The organism is Wolbachia endosymbiont (group A) of Eristalinus aeneus, assembly GCF_964026915.1.
Taxonomy (GTDB): Bacteria; Pseudomonadota; Alphaproteobacteria; order Rickettsiales; family Anaplasmataceae; genus Wolbachia; species Wolbachia pipientis.
Window position 1 is genome coordinate 655,293 of record NZ_OZ034712.1, and the last position, 26,978, is coordinate 682,270.

General features: G+C 35.1%; 21 protein-coding genes and 3 pseudogenes. 15 read left to right on the forward strand and 9 right to left on the reverse strand.

From position 1 onward, the window contains the following. Positions 1-7: 7 nt before the first annotated feature. Both AAGD62_RS03315 and pdhA read right to left on the reverse strand, forming a co-directional pair. Positions 8-931 (reverse strand): RluA family pseudouridine synthase, encoded by a 924-nt coding sequence (locus AAGD62_RS03315; RefSeq protein ID WP_155968382.1) that lies wholly within the window; start codon positions 929-931, stop codon positions 8-10. Between the two features lie 408 nt (positions 932-1,339). Beyond that, entirely contained in the window at positions 1,340-2,320 is a 981-nt protein-coding gene (gene pdhA, locus AAGD62_RS03320) for a pyruvate dehydrogenase (acetyl-transferring) E1 component subunit alpha (protein ID WP_006279887.1), read from the reverse strand. Between the two features lie 55 nt (positions 2,321-2,375). Between pdhA and hemJ the strand changes: the two genes are divergently transcribed. The 3 genes from hemJ to miaB all read left to right on the forward strand — a co-directional run bounded on the left by hemJ (position 2,376) and on the right by miaB (position 5,069). Further along, complete coding sequence (hemJ, locus tag AAGD62_RS03325; protein WP_010082641.1) at positions 2,376-2,804, forward strand: protoporphyrinogen oxidase HemJ; 429 nt, start codon at positions 2,376-2,378, stop codon at positions 2,802-2,804. 53 nt (positions 2,805-2,857) lie between these two features. Beyond that, complete coding sequence (locus AAGD62_RS03330) at positions 2,858-3,136, forward strand: hypothetical protein (RefSeq protein WP_155968384.1); 279 nt, start codon at positions 2,858-2,860, stop codon at positions 3,134-3,136. Positions 3,137-3,749: 613 nt separating this feature from the next. Then, positions 3,750-5,069 (forward strand): tRNA (N6-isopentenyl adenosine(37)-C2)-methylthiotransferase MiaB, encoded by a 1,320-nt coding sequence (gene miaB / locus AAGD62_RS03335; RefSeq protein WP_010962578.1) that lies wholly within the window; start codon positions 3,750-3,752, stop codon positions 5,067-5,069. A 139-nt stretch (positions 5,070-5,208) separates the two neighbouring features. Here the strand turns inward: miaB and AAGD62_RS03340 are convergent, their stop codons facing one another. After that, the gene (locus AAGD62_RS03340) at positions 5,209-6,636 is read right to left on the reverse strand and encodes an oligopeptide:H+ symporter (protein ID WP_341812776.1); all 1,428 of its coding nucleotides are present in this window, start codon (positions 6,634-6,636) and stop codon (positions 5,209-5,211) included. A gap of 215 nt (positions 6,637-6,851) precedes the next feature. Between AAGD62_RS03340 and AAGD62_RS03345 the strand changes: the two genes are divergently transcribed. Both AAGD62_RS03345 and AAGD62_RS03350 read left to right on the forward strand, forming a co-directional pair. Then, complete coding sequence (locus AAGD62_RS03345; RefSeq protein ID WP_213863563.1) at positions 6,852-10,232, forward strand: class I tRNA ligase family protein; 3,381 nt, start codon at positions 6,852-6,854, stop codon at positions 10,230-10,232. A gap of 175 nt (positions 10,233-10,407) precedes the next feature. Then, complete coding sequence (locus AAGD62_RS03350; RefSeq protein WP_341812777.1) at positions 10,408-13,017, forward strand: hypothetical protein; 2,610 nt, start codon at positions 10,408-10,410, stop codon at positions 13,015-13,017. On the opposite strand, the gene pheT is transcribed toward AAGD62_RS03350, so the two are convergent. Next, positions 13,008-15,347, reverse strand: a complete 2,340-nt coding sequence (gene pheT / locus AAGD62_RS03355; protein WP_155968392.1) for a phenylalanine--tRNA ligase subunit beta — start codon at positions 15,345-15,347, stop codon at positions 13,008-13,010. The two genes, AAGD62_RS03350 and pheT, sit on opposite strands and share 10 nt — an antisense overlap. A 112-nt stretch (positions 15,348-15,459) precedes the next feature. Further along, positions 15,460-15,723, reverse strand: coding sequence for a hypothetical protein (locus AAGD62_RS03360; protein WP_155968394.1), 264 nt, complete (start codon positions 15,721-15,723; stop codon positions 15,460-15,462). A gap of 229 nt (positions 15,724-15,952) precedes the next feature. Here AAGD62_RS03360 and AAGD62_RS03365 point away from each other — a divergent pair, with 229 nt between their 5' ends. The 5 genes and pseudogenes from AAGD62_RS03365 to AAGD62_RS03385 all read left to right on the forward strand — a co-directional run. Further along, positions 15,953-16,678: a F0F1 ATP synthase subunit A gene (locus AAGD62_RS03365; protein WP_155968396.1), complete on the forward strand. Its 726-nt coding sequence runs from the start codon at positions 15,953-15,955 to the stop codon at positions 16,676-16,678. 59 nt (positions 16,679-16,737) lie between these two features. After that, positions 16,738-16,965 (forward strand): F0F1 ATP synthase subunit C, encoded by a 228-nt coding sequence (locus tag AAGD62_RS03370; protein ID WP_006014985.1) that lies wholly within the window; start codon positions 16,738-16,740, stop codon positions 16,963-16,965. 3 nt (positions 16,966-16,968) lie between these two features. Then, positions 16,969-17,448 carry a hypothetical protein gene (locus tag AAGD62_RS03375; RefSeq protein ID WP_065094794.1) on the forward strand — a complete coding sequence of 160 codons (480 nt, stop codon included), beginning with the start codon at positions 16,969-16,971 and terminating at the stop codon, positions 17,446-17,448. An 8-nt stretch (positions 17,449-17,456) separates the two neighbouring features. Next, a complete protein-coding gene (locus AAGD62_RS03380) occupies positions 17,457-17,933 on the forward strand; it encodes a hypothetical protein (protein ID WP_155968398.1) in 477 nt (158 codons plus the stop codon). A 14-nt stretch (positions 17,934-17,947) separates the two neighbouring features. Beyond that, positions 17,948-18,223: pseudogene (locus tag AAGD62_RS03385) on the forward strand (glycosyl transferase family 2); the annotation flags it as partial. 8 nt (positions 18,224-18,231) lie between these two features. On the opposite strand, the gene AAGD62_RS03390 reads toward AAGD62_RS03385, so the two are convergent. The 3 genes from AAGD62_RS03390 to AAGD62_RS03400 are packed head-to-tail and all read right to left on the reverse strand — an operon-like array spanning position 18,232 to position 20,446. After that, positions 18,232-18,723 carry an IS630 family transposase gene (locus AAGD62_RS03390; RefSeq protein WP_155968340.1) on the reverse strand — a complete coding sequence of 164 codons (492 nt, stop codon included), beginning with the start codon at positions 18,721-18,723 and terminating at the stop codon, positions 18,232-18,234. A 19-nt stretch (positions 18,724-18,742) separates the two neighbouring features. Beyond that, positions 18,743-19,090: an IS630 transposase-related protein gene (locus AAGD62_RS03395; protein WP_155968342.1), complete on the reverse strand. Its 348-nt coding sequence runs from the start codon at positions 19,088-19,090 to the stop codon at positions 18,743-18,745. Positions 19,091-19,138: 48 nt separating this feature from the next. Then, positions 19,139-20,446: an ATP-binding protein gene (locus tag AAGD62_RS03400; RefSeq protein ID WP_265031855.1), complete on the reverse strand. Its 1,308-nt coding sequence runs from the start codon at positions 20,444-20,446 to the stop codon at positions 19,139-19,141. Positions 20,447-20,585: 139 nt separating this feature from the next. On the opposite strand from AAGD62_RS03400, the pseudogene AAGD62_RS03405 reads away from it, so the two are divergent. From AAGD62_RS03405 to AAGD62_RS03425, 5 genes and pseudogenes are all read left to right on the forward strand, one after another. Beyond that, positions 20,586-21,418, forward strand: a pseudogene (locus AAGD62_RS03405) (IS5 family transposase). A 78-nt stretch (positions 21,419-21,496) separates the two neighbouring features. After that, positions 21,497-21,844: an IS630 transposase-related protein gene (locus AAGD62_RS03410; protein WP_155968342.1), complete on the forward strand. Its 348-nt coding sequence runs from the start codon at positions 21,497-21,499 to the stop codon at positions 21,842-21,844. Positions 21,845-21,872: 28 nt separating this feature from the next. Continuing rightward, positions 21,873-22,355: an IS630 family transposase gene (locus AAGD62_RS03415; RefSeq protein ID WP_231115908.1), complete on the forward strand. Its 483-nt coding sequence runs from the start codon at positions 21,873-21,875 to the stop codon at positions 22,353-22,355. A gap of 9 nt (positions 22,356-22,364) precedes the next feature. Beyond that, a pseudogene (locus AAGD62_RS03420) lies at positions 22,365-23,690 on the forward strand (glycosyltransferase family 2 protein); the annotation flags it as partial. Continuing rightward, positions 23,648-24,922, forward strand: coding sequence for a COX15/CtaA family protein (locus AAGD62_RS03425; RefSeq protein WP_231115865.1), 1,275 nt, complete (start codon positions 23,648-23,650; stop codon positions 24,920-24,922). The pseudogene AAGD62_RS03420 and the gene AAGD62_RS03425, both read left to right, overlap by 43 nt. On the opposite strand, the gene AAGD62_RS03430 is transcribed toward AAGD62_RS03425, so the two are convergent. After that, positions 24,871-26,946 (reverse strand): acetyl-CoA carboxylase biotin carboxylase subunit, encoded by a 2,076-nt coding sequence (locus AAGD62_RS03430; protein ID WP_155968400.1) that lies wholly within the window; start codon positions 26,944-26,946, stop codon positions 24,871-24,873. The genes AAGD62_RS03425 and AAGD62_RS03430 overlap by 52 nt on opposite strands. Between the last annotated feature and the right edge of the window lie 32 nt (positions 26,947-26,978).

Sequence of the window (26,978 nt, forward strand, 5' to 3'; positions counted from 1 at the left end):
AATCGTTTCAGTCGAAAAATAGCGCTTCAATGGATTTTTCGATGTGTTTAGTGATAGGAGCGGTGATAGTGATTTCTTTATTGTTTGGCAGTTTTAAAGATAAAGAATGCGAATGAAGGTGAATTTTATTTGCTATCCCATCAATAAAAGCTTTTTTACCACCATATTTACCGTCACCAAGAATAGGGCAATTTATATGAGCTAAATGTGCACGTAACTGATGGGTTCTGCCGGTAATTGGTTGTAATTTTAAATAAGCAACATTGTGTTTGGATTTTGCTATAATTGAAAAATGCGTAGTGGCATTCTGAGGTGAATTTTCATCAACGACCACTTTTTCTTGACCTGAAACATATTTTTTCACCAATGGATAGTCTATTGTTCCACTATCCTTGCTCGGTATGCCAGAAGTTAATGCTAAATAAGTTTTTTTTACTCTTCGTCCTTTAAATTCTTCCATAAGGTATCTGGCAACATTAGCGTTGCGTGCGAATATTATCACTCCACTCGTATCTCTATCTAGCCTATGGACAATTTTAAATGTTTCTCCCTCTCTTATTTGGTCAAGCAAATCACTCATGCTAATCTTTACTTTTACGCCACCTTGAACGATGACCCCTGCGGGTTTGTTTATAGCTAGTATATATTCGTCTTCATATAATATGTTCTCTCTTAGTAGATTCACTAACTTTTCATTATATTTGCGATCAGAATTAGCGTTTTCAATATAATGCAAGTGCTTCAGCGTTATAGTTTGCCCAGAATTTACTCTATCACTGGACTTTGCTTTGCAATCATCAACTTTGATTAATCCTTTCCTTAAAGATTTTTCAATTACAGATTGCTTTAGATCAGGAAAGATTCTTCTGATGTACCTATCCAGCCTAACGTTATCGTCTTCTATTAATATGGTTTTTATACTTTGTAGCATTCCATTATTTATAATGAATATCTAGTGAAATGTCAATTATTGGTGTCATTCCAGTGTCAAGCACTGGAATGACACCGAAGGGGCTACTGCCGTCATAAAGGAACCAGTGTCAGCTACTCGGATGACAGGAGAAGGAGACTACTGAGATGACAGCTAGCCTGACAACCGTCATCCCGCTGCTTGTTAGCGGGATCTAGAGATACCGCGAATGAATCGCGGTATGACGGTTCGCGGCGGCATGACGTAGAGCTTGCGTTAGCTATACTTTTATACTCACCAACTCAGCTGGATCCAAGTAGTCAGAGCACTGGGATGACAAAAAAAGGAGGGCACTTGGATGACGGGAGAAGGAGCTATTTGGATGACATCGTTTACTATACAATGTTTGTACAGTTCTGGATAAAAAAATTAGCTAACAAATTTATAAACATCAGTATACAGCTCATCAACGCTTGGTTCTTTACTATTTTTGGCAAAATCTTCCGACTTTTTTACTAAATCACGTATTTCCTTATCAATTACTTTGCACTCTTCTTCTGAAGCCATTTTATTATCTGTCATGTATTTCTTTAAAGTGCTTATAGGGTCATGATTTTGCTTCATATCTTCAACTTCTTCTTTTAAGCGATAAGTAGCAGGATCTGACATTGAGTGACCGCGATATCGATATGTCTTCATTTCAAGCAGGATAGGCCCTTTTCCGCTGCGTGTGTGTTCCGCTGCTTCGCTTGTAGCCTCATAAACAGAGAAAAAATCCATTCCATCAACTTGTTTTCCAGGAATACCAAAACTTTCTCCTCTTTTATATAACTCTGTTACTAAAGTTGACCTTTGCACGGAGGTTCCCATTGCGTATTCATTATTTTCTATGATGTAAACCACAGGCAACTCCCACAAAGATGCCATATTAAACGATTCATATACTTGTCCTTGATTTGCAGCACCGTCGCCAAAATATGTAAATACCACATTATCTTTTTTCTTATATTTATTAGCAAATGCTATTCCTGTGCCAATTGGAACTTGTGCTCCCACTATTCCATGCCCGCCGAAGAATTTTTTTTCAACGTCAAATACGTGCATCGAACCACCTTTACCTTTCGAGCATCCTGTTTCTTTGCCGGTAAGCTCTGCCATTACAACATTTGGATCAGAATCACATGCGAGCATTAAGCCATGGTCTCTATAACTTGTGATAAAAGCGTCACCTAATTTTGATGCAGCTTGAGTTCCAACTGCAACTGCTTCTTGTCCTATTGATAGGTGACAGAACCCGCCTATTAATCCCATCCCATATAATTGTCCTGCTTTTTCCTCAAATCTGCGTATGAGTAGCATTTTCCTGTAGAATCCAATTATCTGTTCTTTAGTGAAATTTTCTGCTTTCATATCGATTTCTTTTTCATTAAACTAACACAATACCAGGAATTTTAAATTTTTGCTAATGAACTATTACCACTGGCTTGAGGCTTTTCACGTTATCTCTGTTATCATGTGGATGGCAGGTATGCTTTATTTACCCAGGCTTTATGTCTACCATGCAACTGTAAAACCGGGATCGGAAAATGATAGCTTGCTTCAAACAATGGAAAAGAGGCTACTTAGATATATCATAAACCCTGCAATGCTTTTCTCACTTGGTCTTGGAATTACACTAATGGTTATTAGGGAAGCATATCGTGAAGGATGGTTTCATGTAAAAGCATTTGCAATACTTTTGATGTTAATTATTCATATGCTACTTGCAAAATATAGGAAAAATTTTGCAATGGGTTCGAATAAGAAGTCACATATTTATTTTCGCGTTTTAAATGAAGCAGTTACAGTATTGATAATAGTTATAGTTATTATGGTTGTTGTAAAACCTTTTTGACTGACCTTACCCAAAAAAAGCAGAAAGCTCGTATCTGTTCAGATGCATGGCTAATGTACAATACTGAAATAAAAATTCCAGTGCTCCCTTTCTTGTCATCCCAGTGCTTGACACTGGGATCCAGCTTTCTTTACAAATTCACCAAAAGTGCTTCATTCTATAACGCAAAACCCATACTTACCAAACTCAATGCATTACTTGCAATTAAGTTTCCTGGATGCCAGTGTCAAGCTACTCGGATGACACCGTTCTTTTTCCTGGATCCCAGTGTTAGCTACTTGCATGACACCATTCTTTTTCCTGGATCCCAGTGGGCTTTGTTGCATCGCTAGCTATGATGGATAAAGATAAAAAAGGTAGAGAATATCAGTAGCTTATTATTCTGGTATTTATAACAAGAACGGTCAGTGAATACCTAAATTTGAGTAAAAGAAATTTCACTACCACTCACTAATCCGGCTAAAATTCAAGAATTTCAATGCTTTAGCTATTTTCAATAGAATTAAATTTATTAATATAAATAATAAATTACTATTCTTAAATTTGATCAGATTGATTGCAAAAAAACAAGATTTTCAATAGGTTGCTTATAATCCTAACTATAGTTAGCCTTTCATAAGTAGCGATGCAACAAAGCCATCCCAGTGTCAAGCACTGGGATGACAAGAAGAGGGCACTGCCCTCTTGGATGGAAGCCAGTGTTAGCTACTTTCATGACACCCTGACAACCGTCATCCCGCTACTTGTTAGCGGGATCTAGAGATACCGTGATGGTATGACGTAGGGGTTGCCGAGAACTTGTCATCCCAGTGCTTGACACTGGGATCCAGTTTTTCGTATAATTTTGTCAAAATCTATTGTGCTAGCAAGTTCACTAGCGTCACGCGCTGGTCTGTTAGACATTTACGTGTAGGGTGAAGAAATTTTGAAAAAGACATACCAAATATGAAAGGCCTATATATTAAAACTTACGGCTGTCAGATGAACGTTTATGACTCCGTTTTAATGGAAAATGTAATTAAACCTTTGGGGTTCAACGTTGTTAGTGATGCAGGGAAAGCCGATTTAGTGATACTGAATACTTGTCACATTAGAGAGAAGGCAGCAGAAAAACTTTACTCAGAGCTTGGGAAGATTCATTCGTTACGAAAAGAAATGACTATAGTGGTGGCTGGGTGTGTAGCGCAAGCAGAGGGAGAAGAAGTGTTCAGAAGGGCTCCTTTTGTTGATATTGTTGTTGGTCCGCAGAGTATCGCTACCTTACCGGAGCTGATAGTCAAAGCAAGCAGAAGTAAAGGTCATGTAATAAACACTGATTTTCCTGAAGTTGCAAAGTTTGATAAATTGCCAGATGAATGCTATGGCAATAGCCAGGGGTCTTCTGCGTTTCTTGCCATACAAGAGGGTTGTGATAAATTTTGTACGTTTTGTGTAGTGCCCTATACTCGTGGAGCTGAGTATTCACGGCCAGTGAATGAAATATTTCGTGAAGCATTGAAATTAGTTGCAAATGGGGCAAATGAGATCAATTTGCTTGGTCAGAACGTCAATGCTTACCATGGGGAGTGCGAAGGGGAAGTGTGGGATTTAGGAAAATTAATTAGTCATATTGCTAAAATTGAAAAGCTAGAGAGGATTCGTTATACAACTTCTCATCCAAGAGATATGCATGAATCTCTCTACTTGGCACATGCGGAAGAGCCAAAGCTCATGCCGTTTGTTCACCTGCCTGTGCAGTCTGGTTCGAATAAAATATTGCACGCGATGAACAGGAAACACACTGCAGAGGAGTATTTGGAAATAATAGACAGATTTCGCAAATTGAAACCTGAAATCGAATTTTCTTCTGATTTTATTGTTGGTTTTCCTGGAGAAACCGAAAAAGATTTTGAAGAAACTATGAAATTAGTAGAAAAAGTTAGATATGCTCAGGCTTATAGTTTTAAATACAGCCCAAGACCAGGCACACCGGGAGCGGAAAGAAAAGATCAAGTACCAGAAGAGGTTAAAACAGAGCGCCTTCTTCGTTTACAGAAATTAATTAGTAAGCAACAACTTGAGTTTAACCAGAGTATGGTAGGTAAAACTATACCTGTTCTATTTAGCGATAAAAAAGGTAAACACCAAAACCAAATTATTGGTAAAAGCCCATATATGCAATCAGTGTGCATTGATGATTCTGAAGATAAATACAGGGACAAAATAGTAAATGTGAAAGTGTTGGAAGCTCGGCAGAGTAGTTTGCTGGGGTGTGCATTTCACTGATTTTAAGCAGCGTTAAATATAAATCTTAAGCAAAGAGTATTGAAAAAATGCAATCATAATCTTTTTCAAAAGTTACAAAGTTTAATTGCTACCTCTGCTGAACGGGTACCTTAAACCTACAAATTTGAGCTTACCTATATCAATTTTTTGTACAAGATGAGTTAGTAACAACTTTATGTATAAAATTGAAGAAGAATAAAAATACAATAACGAGCATTAAATTAAATATTCCCACCTTTAAAAAACCCTCTTTATATATTTCTAAAGATTCTAAATAATTTATTTTACCATTTACTGAAGGAACTGACATAAATTTTGATATTGCAACTCCGGCTAGGTTAGAAAACGCTAATGACAGCATTACTATACCCATCACTACTCCTCTAAGGTTTTTGGGGGCTAGTGTAGTTGCTTGTTCTTGGACTAATGGAGCAATACATAATTCTCCCAGTCCCATAAAGGAGATAGCAATTATTAAATATAAGTATTCTACTTTACCTTCAATGTTAGAGTTTAAACATCCTATGTACAGTGTGAAAAAACACATAGCCATTGTCAGAAGGCCAAGGGTAAACATGGAAGTTGCATATTTTTGCTTAAACTTCATGTATGTTCCAAAAAGAAAGCCAAATATTATAATTGACAAAGGATTTATGGCTTGAGAAACTGAAGCTGGGATTGTTATACCTAATACATTGTTAATAACGTTTCTTTCGGTGAATAAGTTAACCAAAGAGCCAAGCTGCATTTCTAAAGCAAAAAAACACAAGAAAAATACCACAAGAATAGATAATGCCACTAATTTTCGTCTTTGTTCTGCTGATAATTTAGATATTATATAAATAAATATGCCCAGAGCTGTTATTCCAATAAATATGAGCATATTAGTAAAAAATTCACTATGTATAAGCATTTTAGCAATTATTGATGATGACAGAAAGCTTCCTATCAATACTATACCAAAAATTTTAATCCCTAATATGCGCTTATTCATAAGCTCTGGATAAGGAGAAAGGCCGCTATCTCCTAAAAGATTCTGAAATTTGAGAAAAAAGATTAGCCCTATAGACATCCCAATACCAGCTAAACCAAAGCCGTAGTGCCAGCCAAACAAGTGGGCTACATAACCACATGAAATAGAAGCCAATATTGCTCCAATATTCACACCTACGTAAAATAAAGTAAAGCCTCTGCTACGTTCAGGATCGTCTTTGCCATAGCATGAACTAAGTAAGTTAGTTACGTTCCCTTTAAACATACCAGTACCTATGGCTATTAGAGATAAACCTAAATATAATAAACCTGGTTCAAACTTAACCAATGACATGCAAGCATGACCTGCTATCATCACTATCCCTCCAAGCAACACCATGTTGCGGAATCCCATCAACTTATCAGCTAAAAAACCTCCAAGTATTGGTATAGCATAACCTGTTGCAGCAAATAATGAGTAAATAGTAAAGGCCCTCTCATCAGTGAAACCTAAGTGAGAAGTCAAAAATAGGACCAAAAGTGCCCTCATTCCATAGTAAGAGAAACGTTCCCACATTTCAACAAAGCACAACATTTTTAAAAATTGTGGAAACTTATCTGTCTTCTGATCCATAAAATACCCCTAAAGCTTGGGTTAATGTTAAGTAAAACAATAAAAACTGCAAGTAAAACTTAAAAAAAGGTATTGGAAGCTCGGCAGAATAGTTTGTTGGGGTGTGAGCTACGGAAATATTTTTGAATTTGTAATTTTTCAGAAAGCCCTATATTCTTTAGTTTTACATAGCGAACATGAAGTCAAAGCATTATCCTGATACAGTAAGTAGTCCTGATTTTTTATCGTTAGAAAAGGAAATCATAAAATTTTGGCAGGAAAACAAAGTTTTTGAGCGGTCAGTTGAAGAACGTTCCAAGGATAATTGTTTTGTCTTTTACGATGGGCCTCCGTTTGCAAATGGACTTCCGCATTATGGACATTTACTCACTGGTTTCATCAAAGACGCATTTGCAAGATATCAAACTATGCTTCAAAAAAGGGTTGAACGTAGATTTGGCTGGGATTGCCATGGATTGCCGGCTGAGATGGGTGCAGAAAAAGAACTTGGAATATCTGGTAGAACTGAGATAGAGAAGTTTGGTATAGATAAATTTAACGATCATTGCCGTACTTCTGTGATGAAATTTTCATCAGAGTGGGAGAAGTATGTAAATAGGCAAGCAAGGTGGGTAGACTTTCACAATGACTATAAGACTATGGATAAATCATTCATGGAGTCGGTCATGTGGGCATTCAAGCAGCTTTATGATAAGGGTCTGGTGTATGAATCAGTGCGCGTTGTACCATATAGCTGGGCATGCGAAACTCCATTATCTAATTTCGAAACAAGGCTTGATAACGCGTATAGAGAAAAAGTTAGCAAAGCTGTAACTGTTGCATTTGAGCTTTTAGAAAACCCACAGCAATTTAAAAGTGTTAAACGAAAGTGTAAATTACTTGCTTGGACTACAACTCCTTGGACGTTGCCGAGCAACTTGGCTTTAGCAATAGGAAAAGATATTAAGTATTGTGCAGTGTCAGTCCACCCTTTGATGTCATTCCAGCGCGTGACGCTGGAATCTATTTCTGGATCCCAGTGTCTGGGCACTGGGATGACAGGGAGTAGTGAAGGAAGTTCAATGAATGGTGAAATATACATTTTTGCTGAAAGCTACTTAGAGAAATTTATCAGCCACTCTGAACAAAACAATATTCCATATGAAAACTGCAATATAAAACTTAAAGCGAATGATCTTGCAGGTCTTTCTTACAAACCACTGTTTGACTATTTTAAAGACACAAAAAATGCATTTCGCGTTTTTATTGCTGATTATGTGACGGAAGAAGACGGTACTGGCGTTGTGCATACTGCTCCTGGATTTGGTGAGGAAGATTTTTACCTTTGCCAAAGCCATGATATTCCAGTTATTTGTCCAATTGATAACAGTGGAAAATTTACTGCTGAAATTTCAGATTTGGCAGGGGTTCATGTTTTTGATACCAATGATACAGTAATAAAAAAATTAAAAGAGCAAGGGAATTGGTTTAAAACTGAACAATATATTCACAATTATCCACACTGCTGGAGAACTGACACTCCTTTGATCTATCGCACTATGCCTTCTTGGTATGTTGCTGTTACAAAATTCAAAAGCAGAATGGTAGAGCTAAATAAGAGAGTTAATTGGATACCAAACCACATTAGAGATGGTCAATTTGGAAAATGGCTTGAAGGGGCACACGACTGGTCAATTTCACGCAATCGATTCTGGGGTACACCAATCCCTGTATGGAAATCAGACGATGCGAGATATCCAAGAGTAGATGTATATGGTTCAATAGAAGAACTGGAGAGAGATTTTAATGTTAAAATAGACGACTTGCACAGACCATTTATCGATACTTTAACAAGACCAAATCCTGATGACCCAATAGGAAAATCAGTTATGCGCCGTGTACCTGACGTGTTTGACTGCTGGTTTGAATCTGGCTCGATGCCATTTGCGCAAATCCACTATCCGTTTGAAAATAAGGAGTGGTTTGAATCTGCGGATTTTATTACCGAGTACATAGCACAAACCAGGGGGTGGTTTTATACGCTCTTTGTATTGTCTACTGCTTTGTTTGATAGGGAACCATTTAAGAACTGCATATGCCACGGTGTTGTTTTGGATGTAAAAGGGCAAAAATTGTCCAAACGTTTGAATAACTATGCAGATCCAATGGAGGTTTTTGATAGATACGGTTCTGATGCACTGCGTTTTCTTATGCTTTCTGGATCTATTGTTTGTGGTGGTAATTTGCTACTCGATAAAGAAGGAAACTCAATACGAGATGTTCTGAAAAACGTAATAAAACCTATTTGGAATAGCTATCACTTTTTTACCATGTATGCAAATGCAGATGGGATTAAAGCTGAAGTTTGTAAGGATTATCAAAGCACTATTGATCGTTACATGATTTCCAAGTGTTTTGAAGCTGTAGAAGGTATCCAAGCTTCTATGAACAACTATAACTCCCAAGAGGCTTGCAAAATTTTAATGAACTTTTTTGAAGTGCTAAATAATTGGTATATTCGTCGCAGTCGCGAGCGTTTTTGGAAAAGTGATTTGGATCAGGATAAAACTGATGCTTATAATGTTCTATATACGGTTTTTTATTACATACTAAGAGCTGCAGCTCCTTTGTTGCCACTTATAACAGAGAATATATGGCAAGGGCTTAAGTATGAAGAAACATCTGTTCATTTGGCTAATTTTCCACAATTAGAGAAGTTTGATAGTCAGCTCATTGCCAAAATGGATCTAGTGAGAGAGATATGTAACTCTGCACTCTCTATTAGAAACACTTTTAACATACGTATCAGACAGCCGCTTGGCAGTATGATCATTTATCATCAGTCTTCCTGTAGTTTTCTTGAAGGTGAACCGCTTTCTGTCATCCCAGAGTTCTCTCCTGTTATCCCAGAGTTCTCTCCTGTCATCCGAGTAGCTGACACTGGGATCCAGAAAGAAAAAAGTGCTGGAATGACACCAAGCATGAATGAATATCAAGAGATGATAAAAGATGAGGTAAATGTAAAAAAACTGGAGTTAGTAAACAGACTTGAAGATATTGCATCACTAGAGTTAAAGCTAAGTTTTCCCCTGCTTGGAAAGAGAATACCAGATAAAATTAAGAAACTAGTTCAATATGTCAAAGAGGGAAAATGGAAGCAAGTTGAAAATGAGCAAGTTTTTTTAGGTAATGAGTCAGAAAATTACATCATAGAAAAAGGCGAATATGAACTATTGTTAAAAGCAAATAGTGGATATTCTGCTGTGTTTGATAACAACAAAGGAGTTGTCATTCTAAATACTGAACTAAATGATGAATTAATTCTAGAAGGGTTAGCGAGAGATGTCGTGAGGCTCATTCAAGAAACCAGAAAACAAGCTGATTTTCATATATCAGATAGAATCAGAGTAATAATCAAAACAGAAGATGAGAAAATTAAGGAAGCAATAAATACGTGGATTGAATATATAAAAGAGCAGACCCTTACCTTATCTTTGGACATTAATACAGAAATTGGAACTAACTTTTATTTTAAGGAGTACCAAAATTTGATAGTTGGTATTAGGTTAAATTATTAGTAGTTGAAAGTTGTCATTGTTTATGCTATACTTAGGTTACTTGAGGTAAGGTTATGGTATGTATGCTGTTGTAGATTGTAAGAAAGTTGTTGACTTAAATAACAATAGTGATGATTTAGGTAAAGTAGAATCTATTTCCAATGTTACTTTGGAAGAGGAAGAGTCTTTTGATGCTATGGAAGCTGTTTCTAATGTAGAAGAAGGGAATGATTTAGGTCTTGCTACTTCAGAAGAGGAAGAAGAATTTTTTGATGCTGTGGAAGAACAAGAGCCGTTAGCTAATTTTAACGTTCCACTCAGTATATTTCATTATAAAGATTATAACTCTGATTTTTTTACTTCCTGGTATAATATATCAAGCGAAATATTTAAGGAAATAAATAGAACTTGCCCAGAAAAGAAAATATTAAATTTAGCTCTGTCAGTTTTAATGCTTCCTTATATTGCTTTTACTGCACTGGGATTAGTCGTATGCAGTAGATTTCAAGCAAACAGCAAGACACAAGACAGTGTAGGGGAAGATAAGACAAAAAAGAGTGAAACTGGCGTGCCAAAAAGATTGGCATATGGTGTTCTTGCTGCAATAGCAATTTTTGTTAATATGGCTGTACTTGTAGCCTTAGTTGTTCCTGCAACAATTGCTTTGGCTACTTTTTATCTTTTAAATAGAGATTTATCTCACTCTTTAGTTACTGCTCTTAAAATAAGTATGGGGCGGTATTCTAATAAGCATCAAAATATTGAGGTGTCTTTTCATGAAAAGGAAGTTACTGGACCAAATATTGCGTGGGATATGGAAATAGAATTTCCACCGCAATTTAAACGATTGCTTAGAGATTTGTATGAAAATGAAAATAACAAGTGGTTTGATGTGACGCGGGATTCAGAGCATAGCATCGTACTGAAATTGTCAACTAACATCAATTTAAAAAATGGTCTTAAGCCCTTACGCAATGAAATCAAGGATGTGCTTGCAACTTCTATTCAGGAATTTGCGAAGACTATGGAAGAACTGATAAAGCTAGAAAAGAAAGAGATTACATATGATAAATTGAAGGAATTATTGAACGAATTCAAGTCGAAAGTGGTAGATAGTATAGGTCCTAATTTGACAAGTCACTTAATACAAAGTGCTTATCAAGTTGCCTTTATACAAGCAATTAAGTTTCAGCGAGATAGACGGGGAGAAGATTTTTCGCTGGAAGATGAGATAAAAAATTCTTTAGTGAGACAGGAATTAGAGAGCCAAGGTAAGGAATTACCAAGTAGAAAAGAGATTATAATAGAAGATTTGAAAAACGCAGGAATGGAAGTAGAAGACTCAAAAGATGATGAATTTTCTGTACATGAGGCGGAATGGAAAAAGCTTATAAAGGAAGGCAAAATAGTTAAAAGGACAGTAATTGATATTTATAAAAATAAGCATCTCCAAGCAACAGAGAAAGCCTTAGGTAATGCGAAAGAAGAAATTGAACGTTTAAGAGGAATAGGTCAAACAAGGTGTAACAATATATATAAGAAATTAAAAGAAATACATGAAAACAGTAGCTTAACAAATGACACCTTAAAAAGGGGGTTAGAAGACCTTTTTAAATTCGAATATGATGATCAAGAGATTGAGCGCAGGCTGATAAAATCAGTAATGAAAAAAGTTCAAGGTAAGTTAAGTCAATCAGATATACCGGATAAGGAGAAGCAAAGCCTAAGGAAGCAGCTTGAAGATTTAGAAAAAAAAGTAAAGGTTCCATCGGATAAGGAAGCTTCAGCTAAAATAAATGACTTTATAGAAAAGATGTATTTAGAAATAAAAAAATATAAAGTGCAAAGGTTACTTCGAGAACAAAAAAAGGGTGTTTTACGTTTATGCAAGAAATTAAGAAAATATGGTGAATCAGGTCTAGCAGAAATAATTGAAGCTTTTCGCGTGCAAGATGAAGGACATTTAGAAAAATCTACATTAGAACAAACACTCAAAGATCAAAATAAGCGTTTACAAGCTGAACAAAATAACAGGGAAAAAGGGCATCCGGGTACAAGATCAATAGAAGTGCTCTTAAAAAGGAATGAAGAAATTCTGAAAGCATTAAAACAGTTAGAATTAGGCAAAAAAGAATTATTGATAAATGAAGAAACAAAAAATGATTATAAAGAAGAACTAACGTCTCGTGAAAAAATAAAATTTGCAGTAATAGAAGATGATTTACTGAAGGTATTCAAGCTTGAAACTTTTGATGAAAAAGAAATCAAGAAGTTATTAGAAAGAGCAGAACTGGAGTACTGTTTAGCAGAAAAAAGCATCAAATATCCTGTAATTAAAACAAAAGATAATATCAAACATTTTAGTCAAAATTTATTGTCTCCTTTGATAGACAATTTTACAAAAAATATAATAAATAATATACCAGGAAATAGTGAAGGTTGTATACAGAAAGTTAAGAACTGGAGTAAAGTTATGTTTGGTGCAATAAAGATTGGAGCATCAAATGCTTATAAAGAGACTACAGAGAGAAAAGCGTTAAATGTGGCACATAATACTTATAAAGAAAGAGAGACATTTCTTCAATGTTTTCAGTCAAATTATGAAGGTATTGGAGCCTTTTTAGGTAATTTATTTTCTGATGATGGGGTAACATTTAAAAATGATGTGTGGCCTAAAATAGAAGAGCATTTGCATGGAATGTGGGATAGATTTTTCAAGGATATTGAATTCAATATTGGAAATAAATTGGATGAAGTAAGTGTGACACAGCAACGGCAGGAAACTATGATTGTGACTCAACGATAAGTTCTCAAAGTTCCTCCGGTATTTTCACATACTAAATTAACTATAGCACTTGATTCTTTTTGGATCTCTTTTTCAGTTAAAGTGTGGATTGGAGAGCAAAAAGTAACTGACAACGCTATAGACATCTTATTCGGTTCTATATTATTTCCATGGTATACATCGAATATCAAAACTTCTGTGATGAGCTCTGAGCTTTTTTTTATCACATTGATTATGTTACCTACTTCCACATCCTTATTTACTATAAATGCAAAATCACGTTTTACACTTTGGTATTTATAATCGATAAATTTCTTTCTACTTACAGGTAAATTTTCAATATTTTCTAGTATTACCTCAAAACCTACAACTTTTTGCTTGATATCAAAAAGATCTAATATATTAGGATGCAACTCTCCAAAATAACCTGCTACTTTATTCTTAAAAGAGAGAGTGCCTGACTTTCCTGGGTGGTAATGTTCTTTTTCTGCTTTCTCTATCGTTAAATTATCACAATTAACGTTAAAAAACTCCAAAGCTGCTATGCAATCAGCCTTTGCGTCAAAAACATCTACTTTCCTATCAGTATTATAATGGTTTCGCGGTAAATTATTTCCTGACCTAATTCCACTTAAAACATACTTAGACTGAGCTTCACCATCGTAAATCGGCCCGATTTCGAAGATTGCAAGATCAGATATTCCATGGGCAATATTATCAGCAGTAACTTGCAATAAATTTGGCATAATACTTGGTCTCATTATATTAAAGCTATTGTTAAACGGATTATCGATGATAAATAACTTATTCGAGTAACCAAATTTTTCAGCTGTTGATTCACTCATAAACGACCAGGTTAGCACTTCATGAAACCCTCTGTTTGTCATCAAAATACGCAAATTGTCGTATGTACTATCTACTTCTTCAACATTATTTGGTAGTGGTTCTTCTTTTATTTTGTCATAGCCGTATATCCTTGTTACTTCTTCGATTAGGTCAGCCGGTATTGTCACGTCCGGTCTCCAGCTTGGTACTTGTACATTCCAATTGCCTTCGGTTTTTTTATCAATACTAAACCCTAGTTTCGTTAAGATATCAAGCACCTCATCAGGCGATACAGACACACTTCCAAACTTGTTCACATCCTGATAATCAAAGCTCACCTTGGTGTCAGCACTATCTAAACTGCCAGCAGACACTACGCTTGAGGTTTCTCCACCACATAAGTCCAGAATCATTTTAGCTGCAAGGTTGAGTCCATCAAAAGTAAATTCAGGATCAACTGAACGTGCAAATCTGTAACTAGCGTCTGTGGAGATGCCGAGCTGCCTTGAAGATTTAGTAATAGAGATGGGATCGAACCAAGCAGACTCTAAAAAGATATCAGTAGTTTCAAGAGTACATTCACTGCACTTACCACCTATAATTCCAGCAATTCCATGAATATTTTTATCACCTGCAATAACGCTTATGTCTTTGTTTAATAAGTATTCTTTACCGTTCAAACCAGCAAATTTTTCTCCGTCGTTTGCTTTGCGTACTGTGAGCTCTCCTTCTATTTTTTTTGCATCATACGCGTGCATTGGGCGGCTGAAAGATATCATAATATAGTTCGTGATATCAACTATTGCAGAAATGGAGCGCATTCCTATCGATTCCAGCCTATCTTTTAACCATTTTGGGCTTTCTTGATTTTTTACATTGGCGATGTATATTCCACTAATAAAACTTTCCCCGTCAGTAACTTCAACATCGATTGGTGAATTTATGGAGCTGGTAAGTTGTGGAATGCTTAAAGTCTTTAATGTCCCAATTCCAGTTGCAGCAAGGTCGCGAGCTATTCCATAAATGCCTAAGCAATCTCCACGGTTTGGAGTAACATTTATATCAATTACAGGGTCACAATTGAAAAATTTATCCCCTACTTTATAATCATCGGAAAGCTCGATTATTCCTTCACTTTCCTCTTGAACCAGCGCAAGTTCAGAAGCAGAGCAGAGCATCCCTTCACTTAGCATTCCTCGTATTTTTGTGGACTTAATTGTGAGATCACTTTCTGGCAACGTGCTACCAAGAGATGCAAGTACAGTTTTCATACCTTCTCTAACATTGTTTGCTCCACAGACTATTTGTAGAATTTTACTTCCATCATTTACTTTACATAATTTTAATTTATCAGCATTTGGATGAGGTACGACTTCTAATACCTCTGCAACAATAAACCCAGTCAATCTGGAATTATCGATCACATCTTCTACTTCTAACCCTATGTGAGTTAATTTATCGGTAATTTCTTCTAAACTAGCATTGGTTTCTAAGTGTTCTAATAACCAAGATAATGTGAATTTCATGGACCTAAAAAGAAGTGAAAAAGTTATTGTAATATAAAATGTAGTGCTTTTAAAGCTTGTTGTAGTGGAATACTTCTACATCATTGTTTATGATGTAGAAGCTTTTGTAACTTTATATCTTCTTGCAAAGAGAAAGAATTTTTTCTATATCACCTTTTAAATCTATCTCCAGAAAGAATTTAAGACTTTCATAATCCCAGGCATCCTCATCAATGTTACCATCAAAAAAGAAGTGTATTATTGCATTGTTGAGTCCTATGTAATAATCGCGAGTATCTTCGTCAAGGAAACAATCTACTGATTCGATGTATCCGTTACCAAATTCCTGCTCCAAATTTAAAGGATGATTAGTGTTAATAAAATCTATTTCGTTCATTATATACCTCACTAAAAATTAAATTATAATCAAAATAAGATATTAAGTCAAGATATTGAATAATTTAACAAGATTAGTAAATTTTAAAATACAGAGCTGACTGTAATTAACATTCTAATTACATATTTTGTTAATATGTTAATGTTATAATAATACAGAGCCTTATCTTAATTCTTGACTTTGTCCTATAAAATTCATACTTTATTTACTGTTTATAATTCAGATTAAAATGGCATTAAATCCGCTGGAACAGTTTAAAGTATATACGGTAATAGAGTTACCTAGGTTATTTGGGTATGACGTAAGCTTTACCAATTCATCTCTTTTCACGATGATTTCGGTGATATTGGTGATACTCTTTTTGCTTTTTGGAATAAAGAAGGGGGCAGTAATACCAGGATATTTGCAAGCTGCAGTTGAGTATGTATATGATTTTGTTATTTCAATAATAGAAAATAACACTGGAAGCAAAGGCTTGCAGCACATTCCATTGATATTTACAGTGTTTATTTTCATTTTATCGTGTAATTTAGTTGGTGTTCTTCCTTATAGTTTCACGGTCACAAGTCATGTGATAGTCACCTTCGCTTTATCGATGGTGGTTTTTATTTATATAACGATTGTTGGATTTAAAGAAAGGGGAGTAGAATTTTTACGCATATTGCTACCAAAAGGAACTCCTTCGTGGCTTGCACCTATAATAATTATTATTAAGTTGTTTGCTTATTTAGTAAGGCCGGTTAGCCTATCAATAAGGCTTGCAGCAAATATGATTGCTGGTCATACAATCATCAAAGTGATAGCAGGGTTTATTGTAAATATGAACATATTTTTCACTCCTGCGCCGTTTTTGTTCATAATTGCATTGATAGGATTTGAAGTATTTGTTGCAATTTTACAAGCTTATATATTTACTATATTAACATGTGTATATTTGTCAGATGCAGTAAAGTAATTGACTTCCTTGTAGAATATTTTACAATTATATTATAAAGAAATAATTAAAGGTAATATATGGATTTAGTAGCTTTAAAATTTATAGCAATTGGTTTAGCTGTGTTTGGAATGCTCGGTGCTGGTTTAGGTATAGCTAATATCTTCTCTGCTATGTTAAATGGGATTGCGAGAAACCCTGAATCAGAAGGTAAAATGAAAAGTTATGTTTATATTGGTGCTGCCATGGTTGAAATCATGGGATTGCTTGCGTTTGTACTTGCAATGTTATTAATATTTGCTGCTTAACAGATGCCACAGCTTGATGTTTCAACCTTCTTTTCTCAAGTTTTTTGGTTTTTAATTTTTTTCTCTTCACTTTTTTTCGTAGTAAGTTGTTTATTTTTGCCAAAGTTAGATGAAATAATAAGCACTAGAAGTAAAGAAGTATTGGATTCTTTTAATAGTTCTGTTCATCTTTTAAGACTCACGGAAGATCAGGTTGCCAAGTATAATGCCGCTTTAAACCAAGCTAGAATACAGGCAAAAAAAATCATAGATGATGCACTTGCTCAGGTAGAAGAAATGAGAGCTAATGTTAAGAATATATTAGAAGAGGAAGATAAAAAAAAGAGCAAGCTTATTGAAAAAAAAGTGGCAGAATTTAAATCTGAATATACTGATCAGTTAAAACAAATGGCTACTAGTATTGCTTTAATTTATTATACTAAATTGACTAATTCTGAAATTGAAGAGGAATTTATTGCTGACTTGGTGTCCAAAGAATTTTAGGGGTTTTTATGTCTACATCACTGATTATCGGTCTTGCCTTCTTGGTAAGTTTTGTCCTTTCGTATAAATTGCTAAAGAAAGTGATAAAAAATGCGCTTAACAATAAGCGTAACAAAAGCAAATTTTCAAGTGAAGAAACTGAAAAATTCAGGAAAGATATGTTGGAGTATTACAAAAAATCTTCTAAAAAATACAAAGAATTAGATGCAGAAGTTAATAAAATGATGAATGAAGCACTTGATAAAGCTAATAGTATCATTAAGCACAATAGACAGCAGCTAGATCAGACATTAGATGACAATGCCCATTCTAACTTGAAGAAAGTCACTGACCAAGTTGAAAAAGCTCTTGGAGATTTACAGGCTAACACAGCGAATGTAGCTGCTGATGCTGTAAAAAAAATAATGCATGAACGTAAAGATGATAAGCGTAGTAGCGAGGTCATATCTTCATTTTCACGTGACTTAAATAAAAAATTGCATTAGGTTCAATGCAACAATTGCCTATACTTCAAGCTGATAATGTAGAAAAAATTAAGTTTGATTCTAGTTTGTGCAAAGAGCCAGAGAAACTTTTTTACTATAAATTTAATATAATTCCTTGGCAAAAATTAAATAATACTACTTTTTTTATGGTTGAAGACACAAGCCGAGATATCAACCGTTGGGTCGAAGCTCATTACGGTATTGACTATGTATTAATAAAAGTGGATAGCGAACAGATTTTAAATCTTCTTAACTCGCACTTTGGTATTTCAGAATTTGCAAGCAACTATAGTATTTTCTAAAATGAATGATAAATTTCCATTATGGTATTACCAACCAAAAGTTGTAAGTCTGTATATTTATGCATTAAAGGTCTGAGGCGGCTTTTGATGGTATTCCAACAATGCTCTATAGGGTTCAAATCTGGTGAATATGTTGGTAGATAGAGCAAACGGCATCTAGCATTATCTATTAACTCCTTTGTTTTGGGAGTTTTATGGAATGTGGCATTGTCCATAACTATTGTAGTACCATGTGGCAATTTAGGTAATAACATCTTCTCTAACCATGTATTGAATACCTCTTTGTCACACCCACCTTTGAAAGTCATTGGTGCAATAAATCTCTTTCCAATCCACCCGCCTATTATACTGATTCTCTCTCGTTTTCTTCCTGGAATATCTGCATAAATTTTCTTTCCTATTGGAGCACGTCCATACTCTCGGTATAACCTATTATCAACTCCTGCTTCATCTATATATAAGATGCTGGAATGGTCTATTTTTGAGATTTTATCGGTAAATCGCTGCCTATCTTCTTGATTGCGCTCTTGATATAGTGTAACTTTTTTTTAAAGTAATTCTTAGCTGTTTCAGCCTATACCAAATTGAATTTATTCCAAATCCAAGATTTTGTTTCATCTCTGCCAGCGTATGATCTGGATTCTTTTTAACATATTCTTCGAGTATTTTTGGGTCTATTTTTCGAATAAAGCTGCCGTTTTTCGATGGCCTTAGGCTTTCACCAGCGGCTTTCTTTCTTAACCAGCGGTACAGAGTTGCTATTCCTATCTCCAAAAGCTCTGCCACCTCAACCTTTGACTTCCCTTTTTCTATCATCGATACTGCCCTTTCCCTTAAATCCACACTATACGCCATTATAACTCAAATAGCTTATTATACCTTTATCATTTACTTTGGGAAGTACTATAGTATCTTACAAATGTAGCTCCTTGATTCTCCAGGTTCAAAAACATCAACAGAAATAGTGTTCTGTGGTTGTGGCCAGCCAAATGTATAACGAGAAATTAATAATATCTTTCCTCCTTCTATAGGAAGTAAATCTGCTATATCTTTGTAGTTAGGAGCGTTATCGCATATCAGTAGCCACCCAGCACGTTCAGGGTGTTCTAGCCAATACTTAACATGCTTGGCGTGATCTTCTTCACGAACGTTTTCTCTGTAACCATGAATAACGTTTAGTCCACGTCCTAACTTGATGTACTCGTTAATTAAAGTATTTCTATCTCGTGTATCAAGCCAAATTATCCATCTATATTTTTGGAGCTTACTCCAAATAAATTCTAATGCTAATTGTGTTTTACCTATTCCACCTATTCCATGACAAGCAACTAGTGTTGCTGTATCATTAGCTTTCAGGCATTCTTCTATTTTATCTAGCAGCGCTTCTCTGCCGACAAAGTTATAATTTCGAAGAGGGACTTGCCAAAATTCAGGTAGATCTTCCTTAAGTTTGAGACTATAAAGATGTTCTATGGCTTCCTTAAAATAATTGTCTTTTCTTGTTAGATAAGAAACTTCGCTACCCTGTTGTTCCCACCATTTTTCTACCTTCCCGCGTGCAAAGTCAAAAACCATGTCAATGTTTTTCTTGCCTGATATTTTGTATATACTCCCTATTTCTTTCTTAATAATATCATCTAATTTTGAATGATTAGGTTGATTAACTACAAACCTTATTCTAAGTAAAAAATCTTCTATTTCATCTTCACTGCCGCAACTGAAGTATTTTTTCAGTTCAATATGATTTTTTATTTTGTAGCACGTTCCTCTGTGACCTTCATAAATACTTAAAATGTTATCATCTGTTAACTTTGACTCTTCCAGATACTCCTCTAATGTTTCTACTTTGCCTTGCTTTTCTGTACCTTTTTTTAAGTTCACATTAACATTAGCATGAATGACAAGTGTAATATCACTGTTCTTATACTCAGGGTTTTGCTTAATCTCAGGATGAGATTCAAAATATTTGTTTAACCCGAAATCCTCTTTCTGTCGCTTTCTATTGTTTCCATCAATAAACAAATCTTCAAAAGTAATATTCGCTGATGAACTAGGGTCGTTACGGTGTTTAGCTTGAACCAAGATAATTCTCGATTTGTTCTTCTGATCTTTATACTCAAAAAAAATATCATCAAAGGCTCCAAAACCTTCTATGTTTGATGCTAACCAAAAGTCAATTTTACTACTTAACCCATAAAGTAGATACAGCATTAATAATTTTACTTCATACTTGCAACCATGATCACCTGTTGATGTGCCATCTCTCTTCTTAAATATACGATTACTAAGTAGAGGTTGTCCGGAAATAAGTAAAAGGCTATAATATCTGAAATTTTAGTACGGGGTAAAGATGAGAAAAAAGTATCCAACAGATCTAAGCGAAAGGGAATGGGCAAGAATAGAAAAACACTTCAGAGTATCATACAAGAAAGGAGGAAGGCCGCCAAAGTATAGCAAAAGAGAAATATTAGAAGCAATTTTCTATGTATTGCGTACAGGGTGTCAATGGCGGTATTTACCAAATGATTTTCCGCTATGGAAGACTGTGTATGAGCAGTTCAGGCAATGGAAGAAGCAGGGAATTTTTGAGAAAATGAATTATGAAATTACAAAATATAGTAGAAGAAAAATAGGAAGGAATGAGCAGCCGAGTGCCTGTATAGTAGATAGTCAATCTGTAAAGACTACAGAAAAGGGAGGATCAAAGGCTATGATGGAAGTAAAAAAGTAAAGGGTAGAAAAAGGCATATAATTACAGACACTCAGGGTTTTATACTAGGTTGTTACGTAGGCGCTGCTAACGAAAATGATAGAGATGGTATTAAAATAGCATTAAACAATATGAGAACAAAATATACTAAAGTTAAAAAAATGTGGGCTGACATGGGATACCAAGGAAGAAATTTAAAGAATCACATAAAGGAAGAATATGACATAGATATTGAAATTGTTAAAAGGCCTCCATGTAGATTTTGGGTGCACAAAGATACGCCACCTGAGCTACTACCAACAAGAGAACAAGGGTTTAAAGTACAGCCAAGAAGATGGGTTGTAGAAAGGACTTTTGCTTGGGTTAATAGGAATAGAAGGCTATCGAAGGAGTATGATTTACTCACAACATCCACTGAGAATTTCATATACCTAGCTATGAGTAGGGTTATGTTAAAGAGGGAATATGCTTGAATTTACTAGTTTCCGGACAACCTCATATAGTACTTCCCAAAGTAAATGATAAAGGTATAATAAGCTATTTGAGTTATAATGGCGTATAGTGTGGATTTAAGGGAAAGGGCAGTATCGATGATAGAAAAAGGGAAGTCAAAGGTTGAGGTGGCAGAGCTTTTGGAGATAGGAATAGCAACTCTGTACCGCTGGTTAAGAAAGAAAGCCGCTGGTGAAAGCCTAAGGCCATCGAAAAACGGCAGCTTTATTCGAAAAATAGACCCAAAAATACTCGAAGAATATGTTAAAAAGAATCCAGATCATACGCTGGCAGAGATGAAACAAAATCTTGGATTTGGAATAAATTCAATTTGGTATAGGCTGAAACAGCTAAGAATTACTTTAAAAAAAAGTTACACTATATCAAGAGCGCAATCAAGAAGATAGGCAGCGATTTACCGATAAAATCTCAAAAATAGACCATTCCAGCATCTTATATATAGATGAAGCAGGAGTTGATAATAGGTTATACCGAGAGTATGGACGTGCTCCAATAGGAAAGAAAATTTATGCAGATATTCCAGGAAGAAAACGAGAGAGAATCAGTATAATAGGCGGGTGGATTGGAAAGAGATTTATTGCACCAATGACTTTCAAAGGTGGGTGTGACAAAGAGGTATTCAATACATGGTTAGAGAAGATGTTATTACCTAAATTGCCACATGGTACTACAATAGTTATGGACAATGCCACATTCCATAAAACTCCCAAAACAAAGGAGTTAATAGATAATGCTAGATGCCGTTTGCTCTATCTACCAACATATTCACCAGATTTGAACCCTATAGAGCATTGTTGGAATACCATCAAAAGCCGCCTCAGACCTTTAATGCATAAATATACAGACTTACAACTTTTGGTTGGTAATACCATAATGGAAATTTATCATTCATTTTAGAAAATACTATACTTATATTACAAGAATCCTAATTTTTCAGCTAAAAGCATTAAACTAAGCTCAATATTTTTTGCTTCTTTCTTTATTGTAACTTCAATTTTAACACTAACAGAGAAATATACATATTTTGCTTTGATGTTGATATTTATAATCGGATGTTCTAGTTATTTATTCAAGTTTATAGCTACAATTTTTAACTTATGTGAAACCTCCAACCAAAAAGTGGATTATAGTAAGCTGAATGAAGAAGATTTTCCTATATATACTATTTTATTGCCTGCTTTTAAAGAAAGTGCAGTGATAGAGCAATTGGTTGAAAGCATTGAAAGTTTGGATTATCCAAAATCAAAATTAGATGTGAAGCTTCAGGTAGAAAGTGATGACCAAGAAACGCTAGCAGCTATAGAAAAGTACACTTTACCGCAGTATTTTGAAGTAATAAAAGTGCCTTATTCTTTGCCTAGAACAAAAGCCAAGTCATGCAATTATGCTATGAGCTTTGCTAGAGGAAAGTATGCAGTAATATATGATGCGGACGATAAACCAGACCCATTGCAGTTAAAAAAAGCACTGATTGAATTTAATAAGGGCGACGATAAGTTAGCCTGTGTACAGGCGAAATTAAATTACTATAATTGTGATTGTAATTTTCTCACAAAATCCTTTTCTCTGGAGTATATGAACTGGTTTCAATACTTATTGCCTGGATTCCAAAAAATGAACATGCCAATGCCTTTGGGTGGTAGCAGTAATCATTTTTCAGTAAAAATTCTAAGAAAAATGTTTTTCTGGGATGCTTATAGTGTTACCGAAGATGCTGACCTCGGTTTGAGACTTGCGCAAATGGGATATAAAACCAGGATGATTGACTCAGAAACATTGGAAGAGTCACCAATTGCTGTATTTGCTTGGATTAAGCAAAGAGCGCGCTGGATCAAAGGCTATATGCAAACTTATATTGTTCATTTAAAAAATATAAAGTCTCTTTATAAACACACTGGATTTAAGGGAATTTTGCTATTGAATCTTTTTGTTGGCTCTGCAGCTTTTATATTTTTTACTACTCCATTTTTACTGCTTTCATTGATATTAACTAAAGTTTTAAATGGATTATTTTTGTACTACTTTGTAGTGGTATACGTTACTAACCTGATTCTTTTGGTAATAGCTGTCAAACAGCAAAAGATGCCTTTTTATTTTTATATAGTATCGATATTTTTTCCGGTCTATAGTCTGCTACATAGTGTTGCAGCTTTTCTTGCCTTATGGGAATTTATTCTTTACCCTGAGCGATGGAACAAAACTCAGCATGGTTTATGGAAGCAAAACCTGTAGCTATTTGGCTTTTTCTCTGCTCGGTCATGGTAATTCTCATGGTAGGGATTGGTGGATTTACCAGACTTTCAAAAGCAGGATTGTCAATCACGGAGTGGAAACCAATTACTGGAACATTACCACCACTGAGTGAACAAGACTGGCTACAAGAAAAATTAAAATACGAAGCTACACCTGAATATAAAGCACTTAACTATGGTATTAGTATGGAGGAGTTTCGCGCTATATACTTAATAGAATATGTACACAGATTGGTTGCAAGACTAACAGGTTTAGTTTTTGTCCTGCCATTTATATATTTCATATTAAGAAGAAAAATATCTAAAAAGGTAGTAATAAAGCTATGTGTGGCATTATTATTTGGAGCTTTACAAGCTTTTGCTGGTTGGTATATGGTTAAAAGTGGTTTAGTAACTGAACCTCATGTTAGCCACTATAGGCTTGCACTTCACTTATTATTAGCATTAATTATCTTTGCATTATTGTCATATCAATTTTTTGATTACCAAATATGGATCCCAGTGTTACGTACACAACTATACGAACATTGCAGTATAAGAGTAATTTTCACCAAGAAAGATGTCATCCCAGTGCCCAGACACTGGGATCCAGAAAACTTAACTTTAAATAAGTGGCTGCATAGTAAAAGCTGGATTCCAGTGTCAGCTACTTTCATGACACCATTTGCTGTGCAATTTATTTTCAAAAGTAAGCGTTCGTACAGTTGTGTGTCAGCTACTCGGATGACAGGATTTCAATCTACTAACAGTAGTATATATTACACAATACTTATTCTGATTCTAATTGTAATACAAATAATTTTCGGCGCATTTGTTGCGGGATTAAATGCTGGTTTGATTTACAATACCTTTCCACTAATGGACGGACAAGTCGTTCCAGAAGATTTATTTTTCTTACAGCCTATATGGCTGAATATCTTTGAGAACAGAGCGACAGTGCAATTTATACATCGAGCACTGGCATTGCTAATACTAACTTTGGTAGTAATACTCACAGTAAAAAATGCTAGCGTAAAACCGGTATATATTATGCTGCTCTCCATCATCATTCAGATAATTTTAGGAGTGGTTACTCTTTTGTTACACATACCAATAGCCATTGCCATAGCTCATCAAGTGTTTTCATTTATCTTATTTGGGTCAAGTTTGTACTTCTTGTGTTATTTAAGAAAGCAGACTACATCACCGATCTGCACATTTTTTCCTTCTTGAACGGGAATATTTTTTATCACCATTGCTGCTTCAGCACATATGATATTTTCCATTTTCATTGCCTCCACCACAAATAAAGGTTGTCCTATTTCCACCTGATCTCCTACATTTACGTGTAATTTAACTAATAAACCAGATATTGGGGATTTTACAGCATCTGCTGAAATCCCTTCTGTTTCATTATTTAGCATTAACTTACTTAATTCAGCTACATGAGGTTTTAATATACAACACTCAGCTTTCATACCTGCATGTCTTATGAAGTACTTGCTGCCTTGTCTTTCTATTTTAAGTGCTATATTGGTATCGTCATTAATTGTGATATATAGCAATCTATAACTTGATTTCCACTTGCCTATAACGGAGTATTTATTGTGATTATATACTGTTATTAATATATTATCTTGGTATTTTGCATTTACGGAGTACTCATTGTCATTTATATTCACTATGAATAAATCTCTTGCACGGTCACCTGCCATCCGAGTAGCTGATACTGGTGCCCCTTCTTTTTTACTAGATTCCAGTGTCACGCACTGGAATGACACCTGAGATGTTTCATTCACTGCTTTATGATGGTACCTTTCTTCATTTTCCAAATGAACATATAACGCAGTGAAAATAAATATTTTAATATACTCCTCTGTAACAAAATCGCCGTGAAACCCACTAGGGTAATGATCTGGAATGAATCTCGTATGGAGCTTTGCTGCGATAAAATTTGGGTGATGGAAGATGGATTCTAGAAATTCTATATTATTTGTTACTCCTTCTATATAGCATTCAGACAATGCTTTTTGCATTCTGCTGATCGCTTCTACTCTATCTTTTCCATATGTTATCACTTTGGCAATCATCGAATCATAGAACATGCTAATTTCTGAACCTGCAGCAACTCCATCATCTATTCTTACATAATCATTTTCACCCGGTTTATCGTAATATTTTATTCTTCCGCTGGAAGGGAAAAATTTCTTCGATGGGTCTTCAGCGCAAATTCTACTTTCTATTGCAGAACCAGTAAGTTTAATATCATCCTGACTGAACCTTAATTTTTCTCCACAGGAAGTTCTAATCATTTCTTCTACTATGTCTATTCCAGTTATAAATTCTGTTACTGGATGCTCAACTTGTAATCTCGTATTTACCTCAAGAAAATAGAAGTTTTGGTCTTTATCTACAACAAACTCAACAGTACCTGCTGAAAAATAGCCAACTTGCTTTGCTAAAGAAACACATTGGGCATACATTTTTTGTCTTACTTCTTCACTAATGAATGGACTTGGCGTTTCTTCTATTATTTTCTGATTATTCCTTTGTATCGAGCATTCTCTTTCTCCAAGACAAACTATATTGCCATATTTATCTGCTATGATTTGTATTTCAATATGTCTTGGCAACTCTATATATTTCTCTATAAAGATACTGCCATCCTTAAAACTTTTCTCTGCTTCATTTGTGGCTGATGTAAATGCTAGTTCAATTTCTTTTTTGGAGTTTACAATTCGCATTCCTTTGCCACCACCGCCTGATGCAGCTTTAAGCATAACCGGAAAGCCAATTTCTTCAGCAACTTGAGCTGCGTGGGCAGCGTTGCTAATCTTACCCATATATCCTGGCACTACATTCACTCCAGCTTTTTTTGCCGCTTCTTTTGCTGTTATTTTGTTGGCTGTAACTTCTATTGTTTCTGCACTGGGACCGATGAAGTCTATATTATGCTTCTGCAAAGCACGTGGAAAATCTGGATTTTCTGCTAAAAAACCATAGCCAGGATGAACCGCCTCAGCACCTGTTTCAACTGCTACTTCACATATTTTTTCAATGTTTAAATAACTGAGGCAAGAAGGCGAAGGGCCGATATATCTTAACTCATCTGCTTGCCTTACATGCACAGAATTTATATCCGCATCCGAATATACGCATACACAAGATATACCCATCCTACGAGCAGTCCTGATAATCCTGCAGGCAATCTCTCCTCTGTTTGCTATTAAAATCTTACTGTACTTCTTTTCCGTCATCGTATGAGTATACTTTCTTAGCTTGAGAAAGT